The sequence below is a fragment of the Pseudoalteromonas sp. 2CM28B genome (assembly GCF_023161935.1).
Genome location: NZ_JALNTH010000046.1, coordinates 1 through 22,020 on the forward strand (window position 1 = coordinate 1; position 22,020 = coordinate 22,020).

15 protein-coding genes are annotated in these 22,020 nt (G+C 40.4%); 3 read left to right on the top strand and 12 right to left on the bottom strand.

Annotated elements, in window-relative coordinates:
• Positions 1-97 precede the first annotated feature (97 nt).
• On the bottom strand, positions 98-790 hold the full coding sequence (locus tag MTN96_RS32135) for a M48 family metallopeptidase (RefSeq protein ID WP_076922516.1): 693 nt from the start codon (positions 788-790) through the stop codon (positions 98-100).
• Positions 791-1,035: 245 nt separating this feature from the next.
• Between MTN96_RS32135 and MTN96_RS32140 the strand changes: the two genes are divergently transcribed.
• Together MTN96_RS32140 and MTN96_RS32145 are read left to right on the top strand one after the other, a co-directional pair.
• Positions 1,036-4,347 carry a PAS domain S-box protein gene (locus MTN96_RS32140; protein ID WP_248534156.1) on the top strand — a complete coding sequence of 1,104 codons (3,312 nt, stop codon included), beginning with the start codon at positions 1,036-1,038 and terminating at the stop codon, positions 4,345-4,347.
• Between the two features lie 17 nt (positions 4,348-4,364).
• On the top strand, positions 4,365-5,360 hold the full coding sequence (locus MTN96_RS32145; RefSeq protein ID WP_036982248.1) for a two-component system response regulator: 996 nt from the start codon (positions 4,365-4,367) through the stop codon (positions 5,358-5,360).
• Between the two features lie 47 nt (positions 5,361-5,407).
• Here MTN96_RS32145 and MTN96_RS32150 read toward each other — a convergent pair whose 3' ends face one another.
• Positions 5,408-5,836, bottom strand: a complete 429-nt coding sequence (locus MTN96_RS32150; protein WP_248534158.1) for a VOC family protein — start codon at positions 5,834-5,836, stop codon at positions 5,408-5,410.
• 4 nt (positions 5,837-5,840) lie between these two features.
• The gene (locus MTN96_RS32155; RefSeq protein WP_036982244.1) at positions 5,841-6,497 is read right to left on the bottom strand and encodes an HD domain-containing protein; all 657 of its coding nucleotides are present in this window, start codon (positions 6,495-6,497) and stop codon (positions 5,841-5,843) included.
• A gap of 139 nt (positions 6,498-6,636) precedes the next feature.
• Here MTN96_RS32155 and MTN96_RS32160 point away from each other — a divergent pair, with 139 nt between their 5' ends.
• Positions 6,637-7,827, top strand: a complete 1,191-nt coding sequence (locus MTN96_RS32160) for a class I SAM-dependent methyltransferase (RefSeq protein ID WP_013465236.1) — start codon at positions 6,637-6,639, stop codon at positions 7,825-7,827.
• Positions 7,828-7,836: 9 nt separating this feature from the next.
• Here the strand turns inward: MTN96_RS32160 and MTN96_RS32165 are convergent, their stop codons facing one another.
• The 9 genes from MTN96_RS32165 to MTN96_RS32205 all read right to left on the bottom strand — a co-directional run bounded on the left by MTN96_RS32165 (position 7,837) and on the right by MTN96_RS32205 (position 21,944).
• A complete protein-coding gene (locus MTN96_RS32165; RefSeq protein WP_013465237.1) occupies positions 7,837-8,133 on the bottom strand; it encodes a PilZ domain-containing protein in 297 nt (98 codons plus the stop codon).
• Between the two features lie 8 nt (positions 8,134-8,141).
• A complete protein-coding gene (locus tag MTN96_RS32170) occupies positions 8,142-8,522 on the bottom strand; it encodes a two-component system response regulator (RefSeq protein ID WP_138627520.1) in 381 nt (126 codons plus the stop codon).
• 226 nt (positions 8,523-8,748) lie between these two features.
• Positions 8,749-12,636, bottom strand: coding sequence for an ATP-dependent RNA helicase HrpA (gene hrpA, locus MTN96_RS32175; RefSeq protein WP_248534159.1), 3,888 nt, complete (start codon positions 12,634-12,636; stop codon positions 8,749-8,751).
• 128 nt (positions 12,637-12,764) lie between these two features.
• Positions 12,765-13,799, bottom strand: a complete 1,035-nt coding sequence (locus MTN96_RS32180) for an isoaspartyl peptidase/L-asparaginase family protein (protein ID WP_248534161.1) — start codon at positions 13,797-13,799, stop codon at positions 12,765-12,767.
• Between the two features lie 124 nt (positions 13,800-13,923).
• The gene (locus MTN96_RS32185; RefSeq protein WP_013465241.1) at positions 13,924-14,628 is read right to left on the bottom strand and encodes a SapC family protein; all 705 of its coding nucleotides are present in this window, start codon (positions 14,626-14,628) and stop codon (positions 13,924-13,926) included.
• Between the two features lie 673 nt (positions 14,629-15,301).
• Positions 15,302-16,012 carry a 6-phosphogluconolactonase gene (gene pgl / locus MTN96_RS32190; protein WP_013465246.1) on the bottom strand — a complete coding sequence of 237 codons (711 nt, stop codon included), beginning with the start codon at positions 16,010-16,012 and terminating at the stop codon, positions 15,302-15,304.
• Between the two features lie 3 nt (positions 16,013-16,015).
• Positions 16,016-17,488, bottom strand: a complete 1,473-nt coding sequence (gene zwf, locus MTN96_RS32195) for a glucose-6-phosphate dehydrogenase (RefSeq protein WP_248534163.1) — start codon at positions 17,486-17,488, stop codon at positions 16,016-16,018.
• Positions 17,489-17,723: 235 nt separating this feature from the next.
• Complete coding sequence (gene pgi / locus MTN96_RS32200; protein WP_248534165.1) at positions 17,724-19,370, bottom strand: glucose-6-phosphate isomerase; 1,647 nt, start codon at positions 19,368-19,370, stop codon at positions 17,724-17,726.
• 318 nt (positions 19,371-19,688) lie between these two features.
• Positions 19,689-21,944, bottom strand: a complete 2,256-nt coding sequence (locus MTN96_RS32205; protein ID WP_248534167.1) for an aminotransferase class V-fold PLP-dependent enzyme — start codon at positions 21,942-21,944, stop codon at positions 19,689-19,691.
• Positions 21,945-22,020 lie beyond the last annotated feature (76 nt).

Consider the following 22,020-nt stretch of genomic DNA (forward strand, 5'->3'; position numbering starts at 1 on the left):
AGCGGCCAAAGGGATCAGACTGTAAATCTGACGGCTCAGCCTTCGCTGGTTCGAATCCAGCTCCCTCCACCACTTCTCTTCTCTACATTATTTCTTTTTATTCAAATACCCACTGTAAACTCATACCATGATTGTTTAACCAGTTGCTTGCTTGTTTATAATCTGAATAAAATAATCTCACACGTTGCCAAAATTGAGCGCTGTGATTTAAATATTTTAAATGTGCTAATTCATGAACAATCACGTAGTCAATGACCCATGTCGGTGCACTTGCCAAGTGTAAGTTGAAGGTTAGTTCACGCCTGCGATTACAACTACCCCAGCGACGTTTATACAATTGAATACGAATATTACTCGGTAGCTTTTCACCCATCAGCTGACAATAATCGTTAACTCGCATTTCAATATAACTTTCTAATTTCTCATGCAAAAACTGCTCTAGCAAACTTTGATACATTTGCGTTTGATGCTTTACACGTGAAGAAATACTCAGTAACAGCGTTTGGCTTTCATTGTGCTGCTGCCATTGAGTGCGTGCTGCGTTTTCAAATTGCACATTAACAGCTTCATTAAATAATTTAATACTCTGGGTTTTGAGTGGAAACTGTCGTGTATCGGCTTGAATTTGTTGCTTATGTAACTGAGCATCAATCCAGTCCTGTTTACTTAACAGCCATTCATTAATTTGTGTTTTCGTTACAAAATGGGGCGCATATACCGTAAGCTCACGTTGTGCAACTTTGATAGCCACTGTTTTTCTTCGCTTACTACGCTTTAAAGTGTAATCCAACAATGAATGCTGCCTATTTATAATTAACCACTGGGTTTTATTTTACCTTGTACCATAACGGCTAATCTATAAATAATCCCCACTAAATGCCATTTTAATAACAATGCATTTAGTGCTACTCAATAAATAGTATGGTTTAGAGCTTAAAACACTTACGTTACTTTTGTTATTTATAACTCAATACCTTGTGATTATTATTGTATTTTATATTAGACTGAATTTAAGAGATATTATGTGAATGATTGATGTTAGCTAATTTTTTTATAAACGAACCAGATCCAAGCCTAATTATTAATGGTGTATACGACCCAAGTTTAGTGACACTATCTATACTCACCGCAATTTTTGCAGCTTATTTTTCTTTGCACGTTCTCGATTTAGCAAATAATACACATTTTAAATCTTATCGAAAGTTAGCCAATATAACCGCAGCCTTAGTCCTTGCCGGAGGGATCTGGAGCATGCACTTTATTGCAATGCTCGCATTTTCTTTGTGCACTACAATTGAATACGACCCCACACTCACTTTTGTGTCGTTTATACCGGCTTTACTGGCATGTACCATTGCTTTTTCTTGTTTGAAAACATATAGCTCTCACCCTCGTATTATCAATTTAATTCTAAGCTCTCTTTTATTTGGCGCGGGTGTTGGTACCATGCATTACAGCGGTATGGCCGCGATGCAATTAAGTCCTTTACTTCGTTATGATCCAATATGGTTTGGCGCTTCAATTGTTGTTGCAGTGCTGCTGTCTTTTATAAGTCTTTATGCACGTTTTCATTTACCAGCACACTTTAAAAAATTAACGCCTGTGCATAATCGTATTATTTGTGCCCTTATTCTTGGCCTTGCCGTGGCTGGTATGCATTTTATGGGCATGGCCGCTACGCGATTTATTACAACAAGCCCGATAATTAACGAGCAAACAAATCAATCACATCTAACCTTTATTGCTATTAGTGTGTCGTTCGCCACACTTTTATTAACAGCGGTGGTTGTGATCATCAATGGCATGATCCGTTACAGAATGCTGTTGGGGAAAAAATCAGCTGAAGAGTCTCGCCTTGATGCTATTTTATCAACTGCCATTGACGGCATCGTTACTATCAATATTAAAGGCACTATTTTGAGCTTTAATAAAGCCGCAGAAACAATTTTTGGCTGGCAAGATAATGAGGTCATTGGCCAGAATGTAAAAATATTAATGGCTGATGATATTGCGAATCAACACGATGCTTTTTTAAAAAATACAACAAACCATGAGGTAAAACGTGTTATTGGTGTTAATCGCGATGTGTGGGCAAAACATAAAAATGGTCATCAATTTCCAATTCGCTTGGGGATTGGTGAAGTAAAGCAATTACAAACTGAAACATTGTTTGTGGGCTTTATTACCGATTTAACTGAACAAAGAGCGTTACAACAAAGCTTAATTGAAAAAGAGCGACAATACCGTACCTTGATGAACAATATGCCCGGTGTGGTATTTCGCTGCTTGTTAGATGAACACTGGAGTATGTTGTTTATCAGCCCTAGCGTCTATGAACTAACGGGTTATCGCGCTGAAGAATTTACTGAGCAGCGTATTACCTTTGCCGAGCTTATTGTTAAAGAAGATGAAGCAGCGATTTCTTTAGCCATTGATCAAGCAGTTGCATCGACCAGTCAATACTCAATTGAGTACCGCATTCGCCATCGCAACGGCAATATTATTTGGGTACTCGATCAAGCAAGCATTATCACTAACTCTAAAAATGATACACGCTGGATTGATGGCGTTTTAGTTGATATAACTAAGCGCCGTGAATATGAGCAAAGCTTAAAGCAAGCCAAATACGAGGCTGAAGCAGCCGCGCAAGCTAAACAGTCTTTTATGGCAAATATGAGCCATGAGATACGTACCCCCATGAATGCAATTATTGGCTTTAGTGATATTTTAATGGATAGTCCGCTTAATAAAGAACAACAAAAACAAATTATTACCGTTAATAACGCTGCGCGTTCTTTATTGCATTTGCTCAACGATATCCTTGACTCAGCAAAGCTAGAGAAAGGTAAACTCGAAATTCAAAAAGTACATTTTAACTTGCAAGAATTGCTTGATAATATTGTGTCGACATTTTGGCTTGATGCAAAACGCAAAGACTTACAGCTCATTTTAAAAATAGCTGACAATGTAAATCCATTTTATTTTGGTGATGATACGCGTTTACGCCAAGTGCTAACCAATTTAATCGGCAATGCGATAAAGTTTACTGAGCAAGGCCATGTTACTGTTTCGGTTACTCATAAACCCAATCAACCCATTTTATTTGAAGTACAAGACAGCGGTATAGGTATCGAAAAAGGTCGCCTTGAGGCTATTTTTAAACCCTTCGAGCAAGCAGATGCCACCACAACACGCCGATTTGGTGGCACAGGGCTTGGCACAACAATTAGTAAGCAGCTGGTTGAATTAATGGGTGGCAAAATATACGCACAAAGTACCCTTGGTCAAGGTAGCTGCTTTTCCTTTACTGTTGGGCTTGAGCCAGGCGAAAAAAGTCAGGTGCAAGCCATTAGTAAAAACGCATTTAGCTTACCCCCATTAAAAATCTTAGTGGTGGATGATATTGAACAAAATATCGAACTACTCACAATTATGCTTTCCCAAGCAGGCCATCAGGTAAGTAAAGCAAATAATGGTTTTGAGGCCATTGACATGTTTAATCAGCATCGCTTTGATATTATCTTAATGGATATTCATATGCCTAAATGTGATGGGATCAGTGCCACAGCATCAATTCGCTCTTTAGAGCAGCAAAAACAACTAAAGCACACGCCAATAATTGCCTTAACGGCCAGTGTGCTGCAGCAAGATAAGCTAACAGCCAAACAAGCGGGTATGAATGGTTTTACAACGAAACCCGTTGACATAAACCAACTCAACCAAGAAATAGCGCGGGTGCTTGGGCTTACTATCAGCCAGTTAGTAACTAACGATCCAATAGATTCAAAACTTCGTATAGATTTTAATAAAGGTGAAAAAATGTGGGGCAGCAAAGAGAAACATCTCAAAGAGGTTGTACTCTTTTTAGCTCAGCATCAAAATAGTATGCAAACCTTGGCGGCCACTAAGCTAAACGATAAACATCATGCTCATATTTTGCATAATTTAAAAGGTCTTGCCGGTAATTTAGCGCTCAATAATTTATCTTACTTAATTGCGCATGCTGAAAAACAACGTGATATAACACGTTATACTCAGTGCATATTAAAATGTCAGCATGAGTGGCAGCAGCTAGCAGATGAATTATCACACTTACACATTGCTTTTAAAGAGAATGAATTACAAAAAGAAACCGTGTCAGATGCTGAATTTATTCACCAATTAACGCTTTTACTCAGCCAAGCTAAACGAGCAGAGTTGGATGATACGTTATTAAGTTATATTGAAAGAATAACACCCGAACAATACAAAGCTGCTATTTTGAATATTTATGAGCAGTTTAATGACTTTGAATTTGATAATGCACAAACACAGCTCAACGCATTATTAACAACACTCAATAACTAGATCTTCTGAGGATGACGATGGATCAATCGATAAGTCAGGCGCGAATATTAATCGTCGATGATGAACCTGCAAATTTAAAAGTAATGCGCGAGGTCTTAGCGAGTAACTACCGTTTATCGTTTGCTAAATCGGGGGCTGTGGCACTGCAATTAATAGAAAACGATCCGCCAAAACTCATTTTACTTGATGTAATGATGCCAGATATGAATGGCTTTGAAGTGTGCAAAATTTTAAAAGCTAATCCTAAAACCGCACACATTCCGGTCATTTTTGTCACCGCCCTCACGCTAGAACAAGATGAATCGGAAGGGTTTTCGCTAGGTGCGGTTGACTATATAACCAAACCTATTAGCCCTGCGATTGTTAAGGCAAGGGTAAAAACTCATCTTTCTTTAGTACAAGCCGAACAACTAAAACAAGCACATGTAGATTTAGTTGAGCGATTAGGTCGCGCGGCAGAGTACAAAGATACCGATACGGGTGAGCATATTGCACGAATGAGCCAATACAGCAAAGTACTTGCTTTAGCACTGGGAATGAATGAACAACACGCAGAATTATTACGCCAAGCTGCGCCAATGCACGATGTCGGAAAAATAGGTATTCCTGATTCGATACTGTTAAAACCTGGCAAATTAACCCCCGACGAATTTGCACACATGAAAGAGCATGCCGCTATAGGGGCTAAAATATTGGCCGACTCACCTTCCCCCTTACTGCAACTTGCCCATGTATTGGCTATTGAACATCATGAAAAGTGGGATGGCACAGGTTATCCTAATAGATTGAAAGGCGAGGAAATCTCTATTGAGGGGCGGATTGTAACGATTGCTGATGTATTTGATGCACTTACATCAAAACGTCCTTATAAAGAGCCGTGGAGCATTGAGCAAACACTAGAGCATATGCAACAACAAGCAGGAAAACACTTTGACCCTCAGCTGGTTGATCTTTTTATTAGCAAAATAGACGCTATTTTAGCGATAAAAAAGGCTCATCAAGAATGCGATTAAATCGTCTCTTTTTTGAACAAATATTACTGCACAAAGCTCAACAGGACCTAGCTTCTTTTGGCATTGTGAGAGCCTAACGCTACAGCTGGAAAATGCTGTTTTATAATGCGGTAGTCATGGGAAGTGATCTCATGGCTATTCCCACTGTTATCTTTAAAATACATAGAAAAAGTCACGCCATGATCAGCCAGTATCGTTTTAATTTCAAGTTGCTCAAAATGTGCTAACCACGCTATAAATTGCTCACCGGTTGCAGCAAAAGCGATTCCTTTACTTCGCCCTGGCGCCTCAAATAAAGCTAAACGTGTGGATGCGTTTTCATCTTCAAGCGTTAAAGGGCCTTTGCCTTCTTCATTCCAAAATGCTAATTCCTCTACTACAGTAAAACCAAGCACCTTTTCATACCAATCAACGGCTTGGGTGAGGCTTTGAACATTTAAATGACAATGATCAATACCGTTCAATTTTGGCCTCACTGTCTTACCCTCCAATTTCAGATTTTAACTGCTCTAAAAAGTCATACATATAATCTGTTCTTCTAAGTGCTTCAGCTTTAGCTGAAGGTGTATTCATACTTTTTGCAATATGCAGCAACTTTATAAAAAAATGATCTAAGGTGTACTGTTTATCATCAGGTTCACGCTCTAAACAAAATGGATCATTAGGATTGTACAAAAGTCGGCTTATTGAGCCCCCCACTTTCATACAACGACTAACACCAATAGCCCCTAAGGCATCCATTCTGTCAGCATCTTGTACAATCTGTGCTTCAACGGTTTTAATAGCAATATTGGCGCTAAAACTATGCGCGGCTATGGCGTGGTGAATATCATCAAATAGTGCTTCATCATAGCCAATAGACGCTAAAAAACTAATCGCTTTATCGGCAGCCATCGTTGAAGCTTTTGCCCTATCGGGATGGTTTTTTGCTACGGCCACACAATCATGTAACCACGCAGCAGGTAAAACAACATTCATATTGGCTTTTTCAGCAGTGCATAATTTAACTGCGACACGGACAACGCGTTCAATATGAGTGATATCATGGGCTACATCAGCATGGATAAGCGCTGTTATAAATTCTCTGCATTGCTGATCAAGTTGCTTTAATGAAGGGCTAAGGGGTAAATTGTTCACCGAGCTTCCAAAAATCTATTTAAACGAGGTAATATCCCCTACTTTAACGCGATTTATAAAGCCCTTGCAAAACATTCATTGTATGTTGCGCGTGGCTTGACTAAAATACAGCGCTTATTTATTACTACAGAGAAGCCCTATGTCATCTGCCGTTTACCTGCAAGCTGGTCGCGATAAATCATTAAAAAGAAAACACCCTTGGTTATTTTCTAAAGCCATCAAAAAAATTAAAGGTAAACCTGGATTAGGTGACACGGTAACCATACACGACAGTGAAGGTAAGTTTTTAGCCACCGCGGCTTACAGCCCGCATTCACAAATTCGCGCGCGTGTTTGGAGCTTTGATGAAAAAGAAGTCATAGATCAACATTTTTTCGAGCGTCGCCTTCGTCGTGCTTTAGAAGCTCGCAGCCATGCGATTGAAGAAGGTGGACTGACCGGTTTTAGGCTTTGCGCCGCTGAGTCAGATTATTTACCGGGTGTTACCATAGATAAATTTGATAACACCTTGGTTTGTCAGTTACTCAGTGCCGGTGCTGAGCGCCACAAAGGTGAAATTGTTGGTGCATTAATGGCTATTTTCCCAGGCTCTAATATTTATGAGCGCTCAGATGTAGATGTACGCACTAAAGAAGGCTTGGAGCCAATTAAGGGAGTGCTTTGGGGTAATGAACCCACAGCGCCAGTTATCATTGAAGAAAATGGTTTAAAAATTGAAGTTGATATTCTTGAAGGCCATAAAACCGGCTTTTATTTAGATCAACGTGACAGCCGCGCTGCGCTGGAGCGTTTTTCAAAAGATAAAACCGTATTAAATTGCTTTAGTTATACGGGGACGTTTTCTCTTTATGCCCTGCGTGGTGGCTGTAAGCATGTAACCAATGTCGATGTTTCACAACCAGCTCTTGATACAGCAAAGCGCAATGTTGAACATAACAACCTTGATTTAAATAAAGTCGACTTTGTAAAACAAGATGTATTTAAGTTATTGCGCCAATACCGTGAAGACGGTGTGATGTTTGATACGATTGTGATGGATCCGCCTAAATTTGCTGATAATAAAGCGCAGTTAACTGGGGCGTGTCGGGGTTACAAAGATATTAATATGATTGCGATGCAAATATTAAAACCAGGCGGCACACTGCTTACTTTCTCATGCTCTGGTTTAATGGAACAAAATTTGTTTCAAAAAGTGGTTGCAGATGCAGCACTTGATGCGGGTAAAGATTTGCTGATCATGGAGCGCTTAAATCAAGCAGCTGACCACCCTATTGCGGGCAGCTACCCTGAAGGCTTTTATCTTAAAGGCCTTATTTGTAAGGTTTACTAAACACTAATTTTAGTTAAACTCAATAATTTCTAGCCCTGCGGTTATCGTGCCATCCTCTTCTGTGCTGGCACGTATCACCTTTGCAGTGGCTTTTAACGGTGCAATGCTTGGATGGGTTGATGCAATATCAACCGATAAAATTGAGTTAAGCTCTAATAAATCATCGAGCTGCAAGGAGAGCCCTGTTGCACTTAAGTCAAGGCAGGTGCCTGTGTAACTTAGTCCTGCGACGGGCTCAATCGAGGTTAACTTAGCGGGTGTGTTAACCTGCATGCGTCTGTAGTTTCGCTTATCTTCAGTAAACATAATTCCCTCTACACAATATTATTAATTTTTTCTCGTAGTACGGCGATGGAAAAAGGTTTTACAACGTAAGCATCACACCCTGAGTCAAAGCCTGCTTGTTGCTCAAGCTCTGACTCAAGTCCTGATATCATCACCACCGGAATGTGTTTTGTCTCTGGCGTATGTTTAAGTATGCGACAGGTATCATAACCATCAAGCCCGGGCATACATACATCAAGCAAAATGATATCAGGCGGATTAGCAATGGCAGATGCTAAACAACTTTTACCAGAATCAGCATAGCTTAAATCAAATGTTGATGCTAACCCTGATTTGAGTATTTCAAAATTGAAATACTCATCATCAACCACTAACAATTGTCGCGCTTGGTGTTTTAGTAATGAGGACATAGCAATGTCATTTCCTTCTCAAGTTAGTCCCTTAGGGTCTGTTGACCGTTCAAGGTTGAATTTGCAGTAGCCTGTTTGGTATTTAGGCAAGGCAGAGCCTATGTGGTGTGGTTTTTACTTAGCCCACTAGGTTACAAACCCCGCGCCGCGATTAAACTGCCCCTAGTTTGAACAAATTTTAACCTGCAAGGGTCAACAGACCCTAGCTTAATAGCGAATAAAGGGATTATTCAATTTCTTTAATCGCATTTAACACACGTTTTGCTGAAATTGGATAAGGCGTACCTAAGGTTTGCGCAAATAAGGATACGCGTAATTCTTGCTGCATCCAAAAAATAGCCTCAACATCATCAGGCAATGGCATTCCTTTAGGGGTTTTATTCGTCAGTTTTTTATATTCTTGCGCCACTTTTTCAAGCTCTAGCACACATAATCTATCACGATTTGGGTCAACGGGTAGCTTTTCTAGTCGTTTTTGAATCGCTTTTAAGTAACGAATTAAATCGCCAAGCTTATCCGCCCCATGCTGGCTCACAAAACCTTTAAAAATAAGCGATTCTAATTGAGATTTAATATCGCCATGGGCAGTGATCATGGTTAAATCTACACGCCCTTTCATTTTTTTATGCAGCGCATGAGCAATACTCAGTACTTGCTCTACTTGGGTTGCAATTGCTACTACGGTGTCGCCTAATTCGCCGCGAATATGCTCTTTAACCGCTTCAAATGCATCACTTGTACGAATATCACCATATTTAACTAATAGGCTATCAACACCCGATGCAATGCAGTCATCTATTAAATCGGCAATTTTACCAAAAGGATTAAAGTACAACCCTAGCTTAGCCTTGTTTGGTAAATTTTGCTGCAGGTATTTAATGGGTGATGGCACGTTTAATAACACTAAACGACGCAACCCTTGCTGGTGCGCTAATTTCGCTTTAATTTCGTTATCGAATAACTCCACTGCCGCCGTTGATTTTTTATCCACCAGCGCAGGGTACGCTTTAATTTCGTACTGACCTTGCTTTTTCACATAGGATGTTGGTAACTCTCCAAAATCCCACTGTGTTAAATCGGTTTTTTCTATGCCTTTGTCGGCGACTTTAGATAAGGTGTCGGTGACCTTGCCTTGTAGCTGCGCTTTAAGTTTAGCTAAATCGAGTCCACGTGCCAGTAGCTTGTCGTGTTCATCGCGCACCTCAAATTGTAGCCTTAAATGCGGAGCAAGCGCAGTTAAATCCCACGCTTCAGGGTCTACACGGACGCCGGTCATACGCAGTAATCGATTGCTTAGCGAGTCGATTAACGAGCCTTGTAATGGCTCTATAGCCGCTAACACCGCATCGGCATAATTGGGCGCAGGGACAAAGTTACGACGTAATGACTTTGGTAATGACTTAATTAACCCACAAATTAACTCATGACGAAATGCCGGTATATGCCAATCAAAGCCACTTTCTTGCACTTGGTTTAACAGTGCAACGGGTATTTGTACGGCAACGCCATCAACCGCTTGGCCTGGATCAAAGTGATAGGTAAGCGGCAGCATCAAATTATCTTGCTGCCATGTATCTGGGTAGTCAAATTCGGTAATGCTGCTGGCGCCATGTTGCATGAGCTCTTCGCGCGTCATGTGCAGGTAGTGTTTGTCTTGTTGTTTTTGTGTTTTATACCAGTTAATAAACGCAGCACGATTGTTAATATCGCTGGGTATTTTCTTCTCGTAAAACTCAAACAAGGTTTGCTCATCAACTAAAATATCGCGTCTACGAGACTTGTTCTCGAGCACTTGAATATCTTCAATTAATTCGCGGTTATATGCTAAAAATGCTTCATTTAATCCAAGCTCTTGTTCAACCAGCGCCGAGCGGATAAATAATTCGCGGCTTACTTTAGGATCAATCTTGCTATACACACACCGGCGTTTATTAACGATAATCAGGCCGTAAAGTGTTTGTTGCTCAAAGGCAATGACTGCACCGGGCTTTTTCTCCCAGTGTGGCTCTGTATAGCTTCGTTTTACCAAATGTTGAGCAAACGGTTCTACCCAGTTCACATCTATTTTGGCATTAATACGGGCATAGAGTTTACTGGTTTCTACCAATTCAGCCGACATCATCCACTTGGGGCTCTTTTTAAACAAGCCAGATCCTGGAAAAATATGAAATTGGCTATTACGTGCGCCTTTATACAGCTGCTTTTCGTCTTTAAAACCAATATGACTAAGCATGCCACTTAACAGTGCTTTGTGAATAAGCTCGCTGTCTGCAACATTCGTAGTGGCTTTCATTTTCATTTCATTGCACACAGTGCTGATTTGATAAACGATGTCTTGCCATTCACGAATACGCATATACGCTAAAAAGTCTTTTTGACATAGCTTTCTAAACTGGCTATTGGTCAGCTCACTTTGCTGCTCCTCGAGGTAATTCCACAAGTTTAAAAAGGCGATAAAGTCAGAGTCTGGATCGTCAAAGCGAGCGTGTTTTTCATTCGCTGCCTGGCGTTTTTCTTGTGGTCGTTCTCGTGGGTCTTGAATTGAAAGCGCAGCAACAATAATAATCACCTCACGCAATGCACCCAGCTTATGCGCAGTCAGCACCATTTTTGCTAAACGCGGATCCACTGGCAAACGACTCAGCTCTCGACCAGATTGCGTTAAACTGGTTTTTTGATGACGTTTAGCTTCTTTTACCGCTTCTAACTCTTCAAGCAGTGTTAAACCATCGTTAATGTTGCGGCTATCTGGGGCTTGCACAAAAGGAAATTGCGCCATATCACCCAACCCTAATGCCAGCATTTGTAAAATAACTGACGCTAAGTTAGTACGCAATATTTCAGGATCGGTAAATTCAGGACGTGATAAAAAATCGTCCTCTGAATACAAGCGAATACAAATACCCGCTTCAACACGTCCACAACGCCCCATTCGCTGATTAGCACTAGCTTGCGAAATAGGCTCTATGGGTAAACGTTGAACCTTTGTACGGTAACTGTAACGACTAATACGCGCCGTACCCGGGTCAATAACATAACGAATACCTGGCACCGTTAGCGATGTTTCAGCCACGTTGGTTGAAAGAATAATATGACGGCGCGAATGCGGCGCAAAAATACGATTTTGTTCAGCGTTCGATAGCCTTGAATACAAAGGTAATATATCGGTGTGTTTTAAATTACGCTTACTTAGCGCATCGGCGGTATCGCGTATTTCTCGCTCACCGTTTAAAAAGATCAGAATATCACCGGGGCCTTCAGCGCAAAGTTCATCGACCGCATCAAAAATCCCCTGTAACTGGTCGCCTTCGGCTTCCATGTCTTCTTTTTGGATGTCACTGATGGGGTTATAGCGTACATCCACAGGGAATGTCCGGCCTGATACTTCAATAATTGGCGCATCATCAAAGTGCTTAGAAAAACGTTCTGGATCTATGGTCGCAGAGGTAATAATAACTTTTAAGTCAGGACGTTTAGGAAGTAAATTTTTAAGGTAACCTAAAATAAAATCAATGTTTAAACTGCGCTCATGCGCCTCATCAATAATAATGGTGTCGTATTGATTCAAAAAACGGTCTTGTTGTATTTCAGCTAATAAAATACCGTCGGTCATCAGTTTTATATAACTGTTATTAGAAACCTGATCGCTAAAACGAATTTTAAAACCCACTTGCTGACCAAGCTCGCATTGCATTTCTTCTGCTATACGATTGGCAACGCTACGTGCAGCTAAACGTCTAGGTTGAGTATGGCCTATATACCCATCAACCCCACGTCCTAACTCTAAACACATTTTAGGAATTTGTGTGGTTTTACCTGAGCCGGTTTCACCAGCAATGATCACCACTTGATTATTCGCAATGGCCTCTTTGATGGTGTCTTTTTTTTGACTGACCGGTAATTGCTCAGGATAAGTAACGTTAGGTAGCCCAGCTAATCGCTGCTCGCGAAGCGATTGACTGCGACTGATATCAGCCGTAATTTTTTCAAGCGCACTAGTAAGTTTTGCCTCGTCGGTAATTTTTTTTACGCCATGAAGGCGCTTTTTAAAACTGAATTGTTCTTTTTTTAAGCACGTTTTTAGCTCGCCAAACAACTGACCTAGGTTTACCACCTGCATACCTTATAAAAATTAGTCAAAGAGCCTCGATTGTAGCAAATTAAATGGCTGGGGTTAATCCTGTTAAGGACATAACAATCAGCAGATTATTATATAAACCTCCAGCCACTAAAGAAAAACGCTTATTCGTCGCTAAAAATACCTACATAAGTCGCTTGCGTATTCGATTTACTCGCACGGTACATGCCTGTGGTATTAAACGGCAGGCTAATATTGCCTTTTGTATCAACAATAATAACACCGCCTGTGCCGCCAATCGGTTTAAGCACCCCATTTATTACTTCATCCCCAGCTTGAGCAATGGTTTTACCTTGATATTTTACTCGTGCGCAAATATCGCTTGCCACATTATAACGAATAAAATATTCGCCATGGCCAGTTGCCGATACCGCACACGAGGCGTTTTCTGCAAAGGTACCCGCGCCAATAACTGGTGCATCACCAATACGGCCAAAACGTTTTGCGGTCATTCCGCCAGTTGACGTGCCCGCGGCTAAATTACCTTGTTTATCCAGTGCCACCGCCCCCACAGTCCCCATTTTATAATTAGCGGGTAACGCCTTGTGCGCTGCTTGATAATCTTTATTGGTGTTTTTGCTCGCGTCTAGTTTTTCCTTTGCTTTTAATAAAGCTTCATAGCGATGCTTTGTATCAAATATATTATTCTCTACTAAGCTAACGCCTTGCTCTTTAGCAAACTCTTCTGCACCTTGGCCACTTAACATCACATGCACCGATTTTTCCATCACTAAACGGGCAAGTTTAATTGGACTTTCTATGTGCTTAATGCCCGAAACCGCTCCAGCTTGACGGTTACGACCATCCATAATAGAAGCATCTAACTCATGGCTACCATCATAGGTGTATACCGCGCCACGCCCGGCGTTAAAATAAGGCGATTGCTCTAACACTTCAATGGCTGCTGTGACTGCATCAAGACTTTCTCCGCCTTGTTCAAGTACCTTATACCCGGCCTCAACAGCTTGAGCTAATTTATCGCGGTAAGCTTGCTCTTGAGCAGGTGTAAATTTACTTTTTTCGATTGTGCCTGCCCCGCCATGAATCGCAATGGCAAACGGCGTACTCGCACTCAATGCAGATGAGCTCACATTCATTAAACTACCGTAAAGCAGTCCTAGTAATAGTGATTTTTTCATTGTGCGTTCTTTTGTTAGTTAAGATTAAAACTAATGTGAATGGTTACGTGGGGTTTTTCAAGTGAACTGAGTTTAATGGTATAAAAAAAGCGCCCTGAGGCGCTTTTTAAATTCTGTTTAAAAATTACGCTTGTTGCGCTTTTAAACGTGCTAAACGTGCTACTTGGTGAGTAGACGTTAAGAAAGAATAGATAGGTGCTAAATAACCGCGTTTACGAAGCTCTAGAAAGTCTGCGTCGCTTAGCTCATTTAGTTTTTTCTCATCGATAAGGTAAATACCGTTGATGTCTTTTTTCTCGCCTTTAATATCAACTGTTAGCGTTTGTGCTACAAGTAGTTCTTTATCAGCAAGGAATTTAGTGAACGCATCCGTGACTTGTGAAAACTCAATAAACGATACTAACGCTTCTTTACGACGCTTAAGGTAATCAGTTTCTTCACCGTTTTCGAATAATGCATTACCCTCTTCTTCACCAACTAATGAGCTCGCTTCGTCAATTACAATACCAAATTGATCTTGCTCAGGGTGCTTTACTAAACCTAATGGGTAACGAGTCGTTGCCATAGGTGCAAACGCAGCTGTCCATTTGTCGCCATCAACAAATAAGTTTTCACCTGGCTCTAGGCCAAACATAGCAACCGCTTGAAAAGTACCTGTTTCGTTATTTTTAACAAAAGACATTGGAAACTCATTGGCGATACGCGCAAACTCGTGTGCTACAACTGGCACTAAGTGTTGAGTTTTCATAAATTCGATATTGATGCCATTTTTAATTTTAGTGTTGGCATGTTTTTCGTTGTGTAAAGGCTGTACTTGTTGCTCCGCCATGTTACTGCTCCGTTATTTTATAAATTTGATTTTTTACTGTTAGTGCCCTAAGGCTAAAGGTTTTGGCAACAAAAAGGAAGTGAAAATTTTGTGGCAGTTTGTAGGATATTAATTAACAAAAAATTATCGTTGATTATTTAGACAAATATATAAAAACGTTACTTATGATATGCCGCAACCTTACTTGAGGTTGTTGCACGCATTTTTTCAAAATGAAATACTGCCTAAAATAGAAAACAAAAACTACCAAGAGTCTATTCTTCATAAAAGTTTGCTTTCATTAGTTTCATGTAAACCGGCTAATTTAATTGTCGATCAATTTCCAGCATGTACTTGAAGCATTTTTAAATTGATTTTGTTTAAAACAACGTGGTGAGTAGGAATTTTCAAACCGTAAAACATGCTTGTGAGTTAGTGTTTAATAAATTTAACCATTTGATTTTTTGCTATAAGTAAAATTTATTCAGGATTTACAATCGGTGTAAAAGCCTATTTTATACTGCTAATTGTGGAGGCAATACTCAGCATTTCATCTTTATCTCTGCGCGGCTTTGTTTAATTCAGCAAAGAGTAAAACAGATCAGCAATAAAAAAGGTCAGTAGCAAAAGCGACTGACCTTTCATTAAACCATCAATACAAAGAGGTTTAGCGCACATCTAATTTATATTAAAATTAGGGCGCCCAATACACTTCAATGTTGATCTCAGGGTGATTTAATACCGCACGTAACGGCATGTCATTCACATCGCCCCCCGCTAAAGCTTGTTTATAAACAGCCAGCTTTTCATCGCCACTAATTAACAATTTAACCACTTTAGATTGTGCAATCGCATTTAACGTTAAGCTCATGCGCTCAGTAATACTGCCTGTTACGTCACTTTGTATCGCGTTGATAGCGCAAACAAGTTGGCTTGAATCTAGGCCGTTTTTCAGGCCTTGTGCATGTGGGAATAATGACGCGGTGTGGCCATCTGGGCCCATGCCTAAAATAGTCACATCAAAAGGACGTTTTAATGCTTGAAACTGCGCTTCACAGGCATCAACCCCTTGCTCTGCAGTGGCTGCTGTATTTTTCATGCTAATAAAATTAGCCGCTGCACCATGGTTTTGTAACAAAGTACGCTTGATGAATGCTTCATTACTCTTTTCATGACTTGCCTCAACCCAGCGCTCATCAACCATAGCAACATCAATGTTTGCCCAGTTTAAATCAAGGGTCGATAAATGTTTATAAGCCGGCTCAGGTGAAGAACCGCCTGAAACCATTAATACTGCACGGCCATCACGTTCAATACCATCACGTAAAGCATGCTCTAACGACTGAGATAATTCATCAGTCAGCGCAGCTTTATCGTCAAAAAACTTTTCTACTATTGTTGCCATCACTTATGCCTTATCGCCAGTGTTAAACCAAACATGATTATTCTCTGCTAATAATTCATCTGCATCTTCAGGGCCCCAACTACCGGCTCTATACAGTGCTGGTTTACCTTTTTCTTGCCAACGTTCAATTATTGGATCAATCCATTTCCACGCTTGGCGTACTTCGTCGCGGTGAATAAATAATGATGGATTATTCGCTGCAGCATCAAGCATTAAACGTTTGTAAGCATCTGAGTGAAAGCCATTACTATATGCTTGCGACAGCTCAATGTTCATCGTTACAGGCTCAAGTTGCATGTCTAAATTATCTAAACGCTTCGACATCAGCGTTAATTGAATACTTTCTTGTGGTTGTAAACGGATCACCAAACGGTTTGGCTCGATATTACCTACGCTGTCCTCATACACGTTATGAGATACTTTTTTATATTCAACCACAATTTCAGCGCAGCGCTTTGCCATACGTTTACCGGTACGCAGGTAAAAAGGCACACCTGCCCAACGCCAATTATCAATGTGCGCTCGAATAGCCACGAACGTTTCAGTTTTACTTGCCCCTTCGTTTAGCTCTTCTAAGTAACCTGGGACTATTTTACCGTTTAAATCACCCGGTACGTATTGCCCACGAATAATATTGTCATCAACATCGCTACCCTCTAATGGGCGTAATGCTTCTAATACTTTTAACTTTTCATTACGAATACTATTGGCTTTAAGTTTATGCGGTGACTCCATTGCGACTAAGCAAAGTAGCTGTAACAAGTGGTTTTGCACCATGTCACGCAAGGCACCGGCTTTATCATAAAAACCAGCGCGGCTCTCAAGCCCTACCGTTTCTGATAAGCTAATTTGGATATTATCAATCGATTTAGCATCCCACATGTTTTCAAATAATGAATTTGAAAAACGCAATGCCATTAAGTTTTGAACGGTTTCTTTACCTAGGTAGTGGTCAATACGGAAGATTTGATCTTCGTCGAAGTACTGTGCAATTTTCGCATTAATAACTTCTGCAGACTCGCCACAATAACCAATTGGTTTTTCTACAACAACACGTGAATTGGCTGTTATTAATTTTTTAGTAGATAGAATTTCACAACAAGTGCCATACACAGCTGGCGGAAGAGATAAGTAAAACACACGAGATTTATCGCTGTCGTCTTCATCAAGAATCTTTTTCAGTACATCCCAGTTATCATCCGCTTCGGTAACATTACTCACTACAGGCACTAAAAACGCTGAGAACGAATTCCAATCCTTAGCGTTATACTCGCCTTCGCTTAAAAATTCTTGTAATGCTTTGTGTGCGGTATCAATGTATTCATCACATTTACTTTGTTCGCGCACGGTAGGCAAAATACGTGAGCCTTGCGGTAAGTTACCTTCTTGATATGCTCGATACATTGCAGGAAGTAATTTGCGTAACGCAAGATCACCACCGCCCCCAAAAATTATAATATCAAAAGGATTAAGCATAGTTACTCTCTACGTTTATGCTACCTGCCACTACCGTATTGGTAATCAGTTATAGCGGTTTATTATCTGGATAATGCAGGCCTTAGCACAAAGCCTACTAATGTTGTTCGTTATATGCGCCATAAAATATGGGTCTAGGGACACTGTAATTCCTCTCACAAAAATACAGGCCCTAGGACTCCAGCGCTACCCGTTCAAAGGTATTTGGTTACTTATTGTGTAATAAGTGAATGTGTTACTGCGTACGGTGTTGTTTGTAGTACGCCATTAAGCCTTGTGTTGAGCTGTCGTGCTCATTAACCACGTTATCGTCGGTTAATTCAGCTTCAATTTTAGAGGCTAAGCCTTTACCAAGCTCAACGCCCCACTGATCAAACGAACATATTTGTAAAAGAATACCGTGGCAAAAAATCTTATGTTCATACAATGCAATTAAACGACCCACCGCTTTTGCATCAACCGTGTCTAATAATATAGACGTTGTTGGGCGGTTTCCTTGATGAATTTTATGCTTTAGTAGCATTTCAATTTGCGCAGGCGTTTTGCCTTTGGCTGTTAAATCAGCGGTTATCTGCTGCGCATCTACCCCATTCATTAATGCTTCGGTTTGTGCAAAAAAGTTCGATAATAAAATATTGTGATGCTTATCAACGTTAACTTGTGGTTTTACAGAGCCAATAAAGTCCGCAGGGACAATTATATTGCCTTGGTGCAAACATTGATAAAACGCATGCTGGCCATTTATTCCCGTCATGCCCCAAATAATAGGCACGGTAGTGTAAGGTACGGTTTGCCCGTCAAAAGTGACGTGTTTACCGTTACTTTCCATTTCACCTTGTTGTAAATATGCAGGCAACATATGCAATGCTTGGTCGTAAGGTAAAATAGCTTGCGAATCAAACCCTAAAAAGCTGGTATTCCATACACTCAACAGCGCCATAATTAAAGGAATATTCTGCTCAAGCGGCGCCGACTTAAAGTGCTCGTCAACTTCAAACGCCCCTTCTAAAATAGCTTCAAATGCTTCAAAGCCGGCATAAAGTGCAATAGGTAAACCAATCGCACTCCAAAGTGAAAAACGACCGCCAACCCAATCCCACATGGTAAATACGTTTTCGTCACTAATACCAAATGCCGCGGTTTTTTCTAAATTAGTGCTTACTGCCACAAAATGCTTTGCTATGGCGCTTTTATCTTTGGCGCTATTTAAAAACCAATCAACTGCTGTTTTTGAGTTGGTCATGGTTTCTGATGTAGTAAACGTTTTTGACGAAATAACAAATAACGTTGTTTCAGGGTCAACTTTATTCAATACCGACGCGATTTGTACGCCATCAGCATTAGAAACATAATGAACGTTTAACGGCTTATCAACCACTGATTTAAGTGCTTCAGTTGCCATTTGAGGGCCTAGGTTTGAACCCCCTACTCCAATACTCACTACATCTTTCACCGCTTTGCCGGTGTAACCTAACCACTGTCCACTGCGTACTTTTTCAACAAAGGTTTTAATTTTAGCAAGTTCGCTATCGACCGCCTCAGTAATATTTTCACCGTCAACAACAAGCGGTGTATGGGCGCGATTTCTAAGTGCGGTATGCAATACAGCACGGTCTTCGGTGATATTTATTTTTTCACCGGCAAACATTTTTTCACGCCACACTTCAATACCACACTCTTTAGCTAATGAGATTAATTGAGCGAAAACTGTTTCATCAATACGTTGTTTTGAATAATCAAACAATACACCGGGAATGTGAGTAGAAAATTGAGAAAAACGAGAATCGTCTTGTGCAAATAAAGTTTTCAGATGTGTTTGTGTCATCTTTTGTGCACTATTTTCTAGTGCTTGCCAACTTACTAACTCAGAACGGCTCGCCATGTAAACATCCTCTAATTTATTAACCTATTGATTTAAAGCGCTTTATTTAATTTTTTACGACGCAAAACAACCGAATTTTGTAAAAAGCAAAGCCCAATATTATAGCTTAAAAAGTCTAATTTGCGTTATTTTTATAAGCTTTGATGCAGATAATAGCGCAATTTTTTGCTTTTGACACCGGTATCATAAAATTAAAAATTGAATTTAACAACTGATTAGCCCCTCTCTTTAATAAAGATTTTATTAATTTCTAACTGATCCAAATTAAAGCGAGCAAAAAAAAGCCGACAAATGTCGGCCTTTCCTCTAAAAAAACAATTAACCGGTTAACGCTAAACCACCTGCTAAGTTATAAACACTGCTGTAACCAAGCTCAGTCAAATTTGCTGCCGCAATTTTTGAACGGTTACCACTGCGACACACCAAAATATACTGGTTGTTTTTGTCCAATTGACCTTGCGTAAGTGCATGAGCCATTCGACTCAAAGGAATATTTAAGGTTTTAGCTATGGGTACGTTTAGCAATACGCTTAAATTATTAGCGCCATGTTCATAAGGTTCTCGGGTATCAATTAAATACGCATTGCCCTTTACCAGTATTTCTTTTGCTTGGTTAAAACTTAATTGCGAAGTTTCTACAGCAGGCTTAGCATTAACATAACCACAGAGCGTGTTAGCTTGTGTGTGCTGTTGTAAATCTGCTTGCTGTTTTTGTGCGGCAAATTCAGCGTCATCAATATCACCTTTAATTAAGGTTTGTAATAATGGCGTTTGCTGCTGTTGAACAGCCCAGTTCATTGCAAAGCACTGTTGGTAATCATGCCCTGAACACACCACACTTAGCGGATTCAGCTCTGCTGCTAACCTCGTCAAGGAATGCGCCATTTGCATTGCATCCCCGCCATCAAGCGCGGTATTTCCAAGCCCTGCAGGTAAAATTAAATCACCGCAAAAACAGTACTCAACATCACCATTATTCGCTTTTAATAAATAACTCACGCTATCTTGGCTATGCCCTGGTGTGGCTAACTTTTCGAGTACGTGAGTGGATAATTGCAATTTGTCGCTATTAGTTGGCCAGCCTAATTTATCAACCTTTCCAGCGACTAGGTTTTCGTTAAGTGCGCTGCGCATTAAATCAAGTGCGCAGTGACGTTCTTGATGCTCGTGCGTATTTAAAATAGCGGTAATAGTTAAATTTTGTTTAGTTACTATTTTTTCAAAGCGAGGGATCAATTCAATAATCGGATCGATAATAAATGCATGTTGATTATCTGTTACATACAACCAACTACATGCACCTTGGTGTCTAAATTGGGTAAGCCCTAAAGCACATACTTCTTGCACAGGAAAACTGCTATCAGAAATCACTAAACAGTTAGCTTGTAATACCGTTTTAAGCGCTCTAATTTGTTCACATGCATCATCTATTTGCGCCATCGTGGCAGCAGGGCCAAACGACAAACGAATAGCGTTTTCACTTTGCCACTGTGAGGCTCCCATCGCATCAAGCACAAAGCTCTGCGTAGCTCCCGTGCTGCATGCAGAACCACCGCTGACCCTAATACCTGCAGCGTCAAATAAATCAATAACTTCTTTACTGGTTAAATCGTTAACTGCAAAATTAAGCGTTGTGGGCACTGAGCAGGCAAAGTCATGATTAAAGGTAATACTTCCAAAAGTATCAACTAAGGCGCTATGCAGTTTATCTCGATACAAGTTAAGTACATCTGTTGACTTAAATGTCTCGTCTTGTTTATCTAGCAGCAAACTAAACAGCTTATTGAGCCCAGCTATACCAGGCAGGTTTTCTGTACCAGAGCGCATGCCACTTTCTTGTCCGCCACCGGCTATAAAGGGCGTGTATGGGCTGCCTTGACGAATATACAATAAACCTATGCCTTTAGGTGCATAAAGTTTATGCCCTGAAAAAGGCGCATAATCAATCGTGGTTTCACTTAGGTTGAGCTGTTGTTTGCCAAGCGCTTGTACGCAATCAACCATCCAAGTGACTTGGCTATTACGACTACGAATCACCTTTTCTATGGCGCTTAGATCTTGGTAAACACCGGTTTCATTATTAACGGCCATCGTGCAAATCATCAAAGCGTTATCAATATGCTGAGCAATAAAGTCTAAATCTAAAATACCATCACGATTAACCGGAATAGCAATAATGTCTGCGTTAATTTCCAGCACTGTATTCCAATGCTTTAGGGTATTAGGCACCGCTTTATGTTCGGTTGCCCCATACAATAAAACGGGGTTTGGCTTTGTATGGTGTTTTGCATTAATGAGCGTAGATACAATGGCGGTTTGAATCCCCTCAGTGGCACCCGAGGTGAATAAAATATCACCTTGCTGCGCGCCAATGGCGGTACGGGCTTTTTGCCTAGTTTGTTCTAATAAGTGCTTGGCTTGAATGCCGGTTATATGGGGACTTGAGGGATTACCAAAACAAATTTGCATAGCATGGCACACCACCTCTGCAATACATGGCAATACAGGTGTGGTCGCATTTGCATCGAGATAAACTTGAGCTTTGGGTTCATCTGGCAATAAAAACTCTGACATTAAAAACGCACCTTATTACTAAAAAATATATCTTATTCCCAATAGTACATAATTTTGACAGGAATGAGTAATAATC

Excerpts from the sequence above, each read along its gene's own strand:
- MTN96_RS32205 (WP_248534167.1), bottom strand. The coding sequence starts at position 21,944 with ATGTCAGAGTTTTTATTGCCAGATGAACCCAAAGCTCAAGTTTATCTC.
- zwf (WP_248534163.1), bottom strand. The coding sequence starts at position 17,488 with ATGCTTAATCCTTTTGATATTATAATTTTTGGGGGCGGTGGTGATCTT.
- MTN96_RS32145 (WP_036982248.1), top strand. The coding sequence starts at position 4,365 with ATGGATCAATCGATAAGTCAGGCGCGAATATTAATCGTCGATGATGAA.
- pgl (WP_013465246.1), bottom strand. The coding sequence starts at position 16,012 with ATGGCAACAATAGTAGAAAAGTTTTTTGACGATAAAGCTGCGCTGACT.
- pgi (WP_248534165.1), bottom strand. The coding sequence starts at position 19,370 with ATGGCGAGCCGTTCTGAGTTAGTAAGTTGGCAAGCACTAGAAAATAGT.
- MTN96_RS32170 (WP_138627520.1), bottom strand. The coding sequence starts at position 8,522 with ATGTCCTCATTACTAAAACACCAAGCGCGACAATTGTTAGTGGTTGAT.
- MTN96_RS32160 (WP_013465236.1), top strand. The coding sequence starts at position 6,637 with ATGTCATCTGCCGTTTACCTGCAAGCTGGTCGCGATAAATCATTAAAA.
- MTN96_RS32185 (WP_013465241.1), bottom strand. The coding sequence starts at position 14,628 with ATGGCGGAGCAACAAGTACAGCCTTTACACAACGAAAAACATGCCAAC.
- MTN96_RS32165 (WP_013465237.1), bottom strand. The coding sequence starts at position 8,133 with ATGTTTACTGAAGATAAGCGAAACTACAGACGCATGCAGGTTAACACA.
- MTN96_RS32180 (WP_248534161.1), bottom strand. The coding sequence starts at position 13,799 with ATGAAAAAATCACTATTACTAGGACTGCTTTACGGTAGTTTAATGAAT.
- MTN96_RS32140 (WP_248534156.1), top strand. The coding sequence starts at position 1,036 with ATGTTAGCTAATTTTTTTATAAACGAACCAGATCCAAGCCTAATTATT.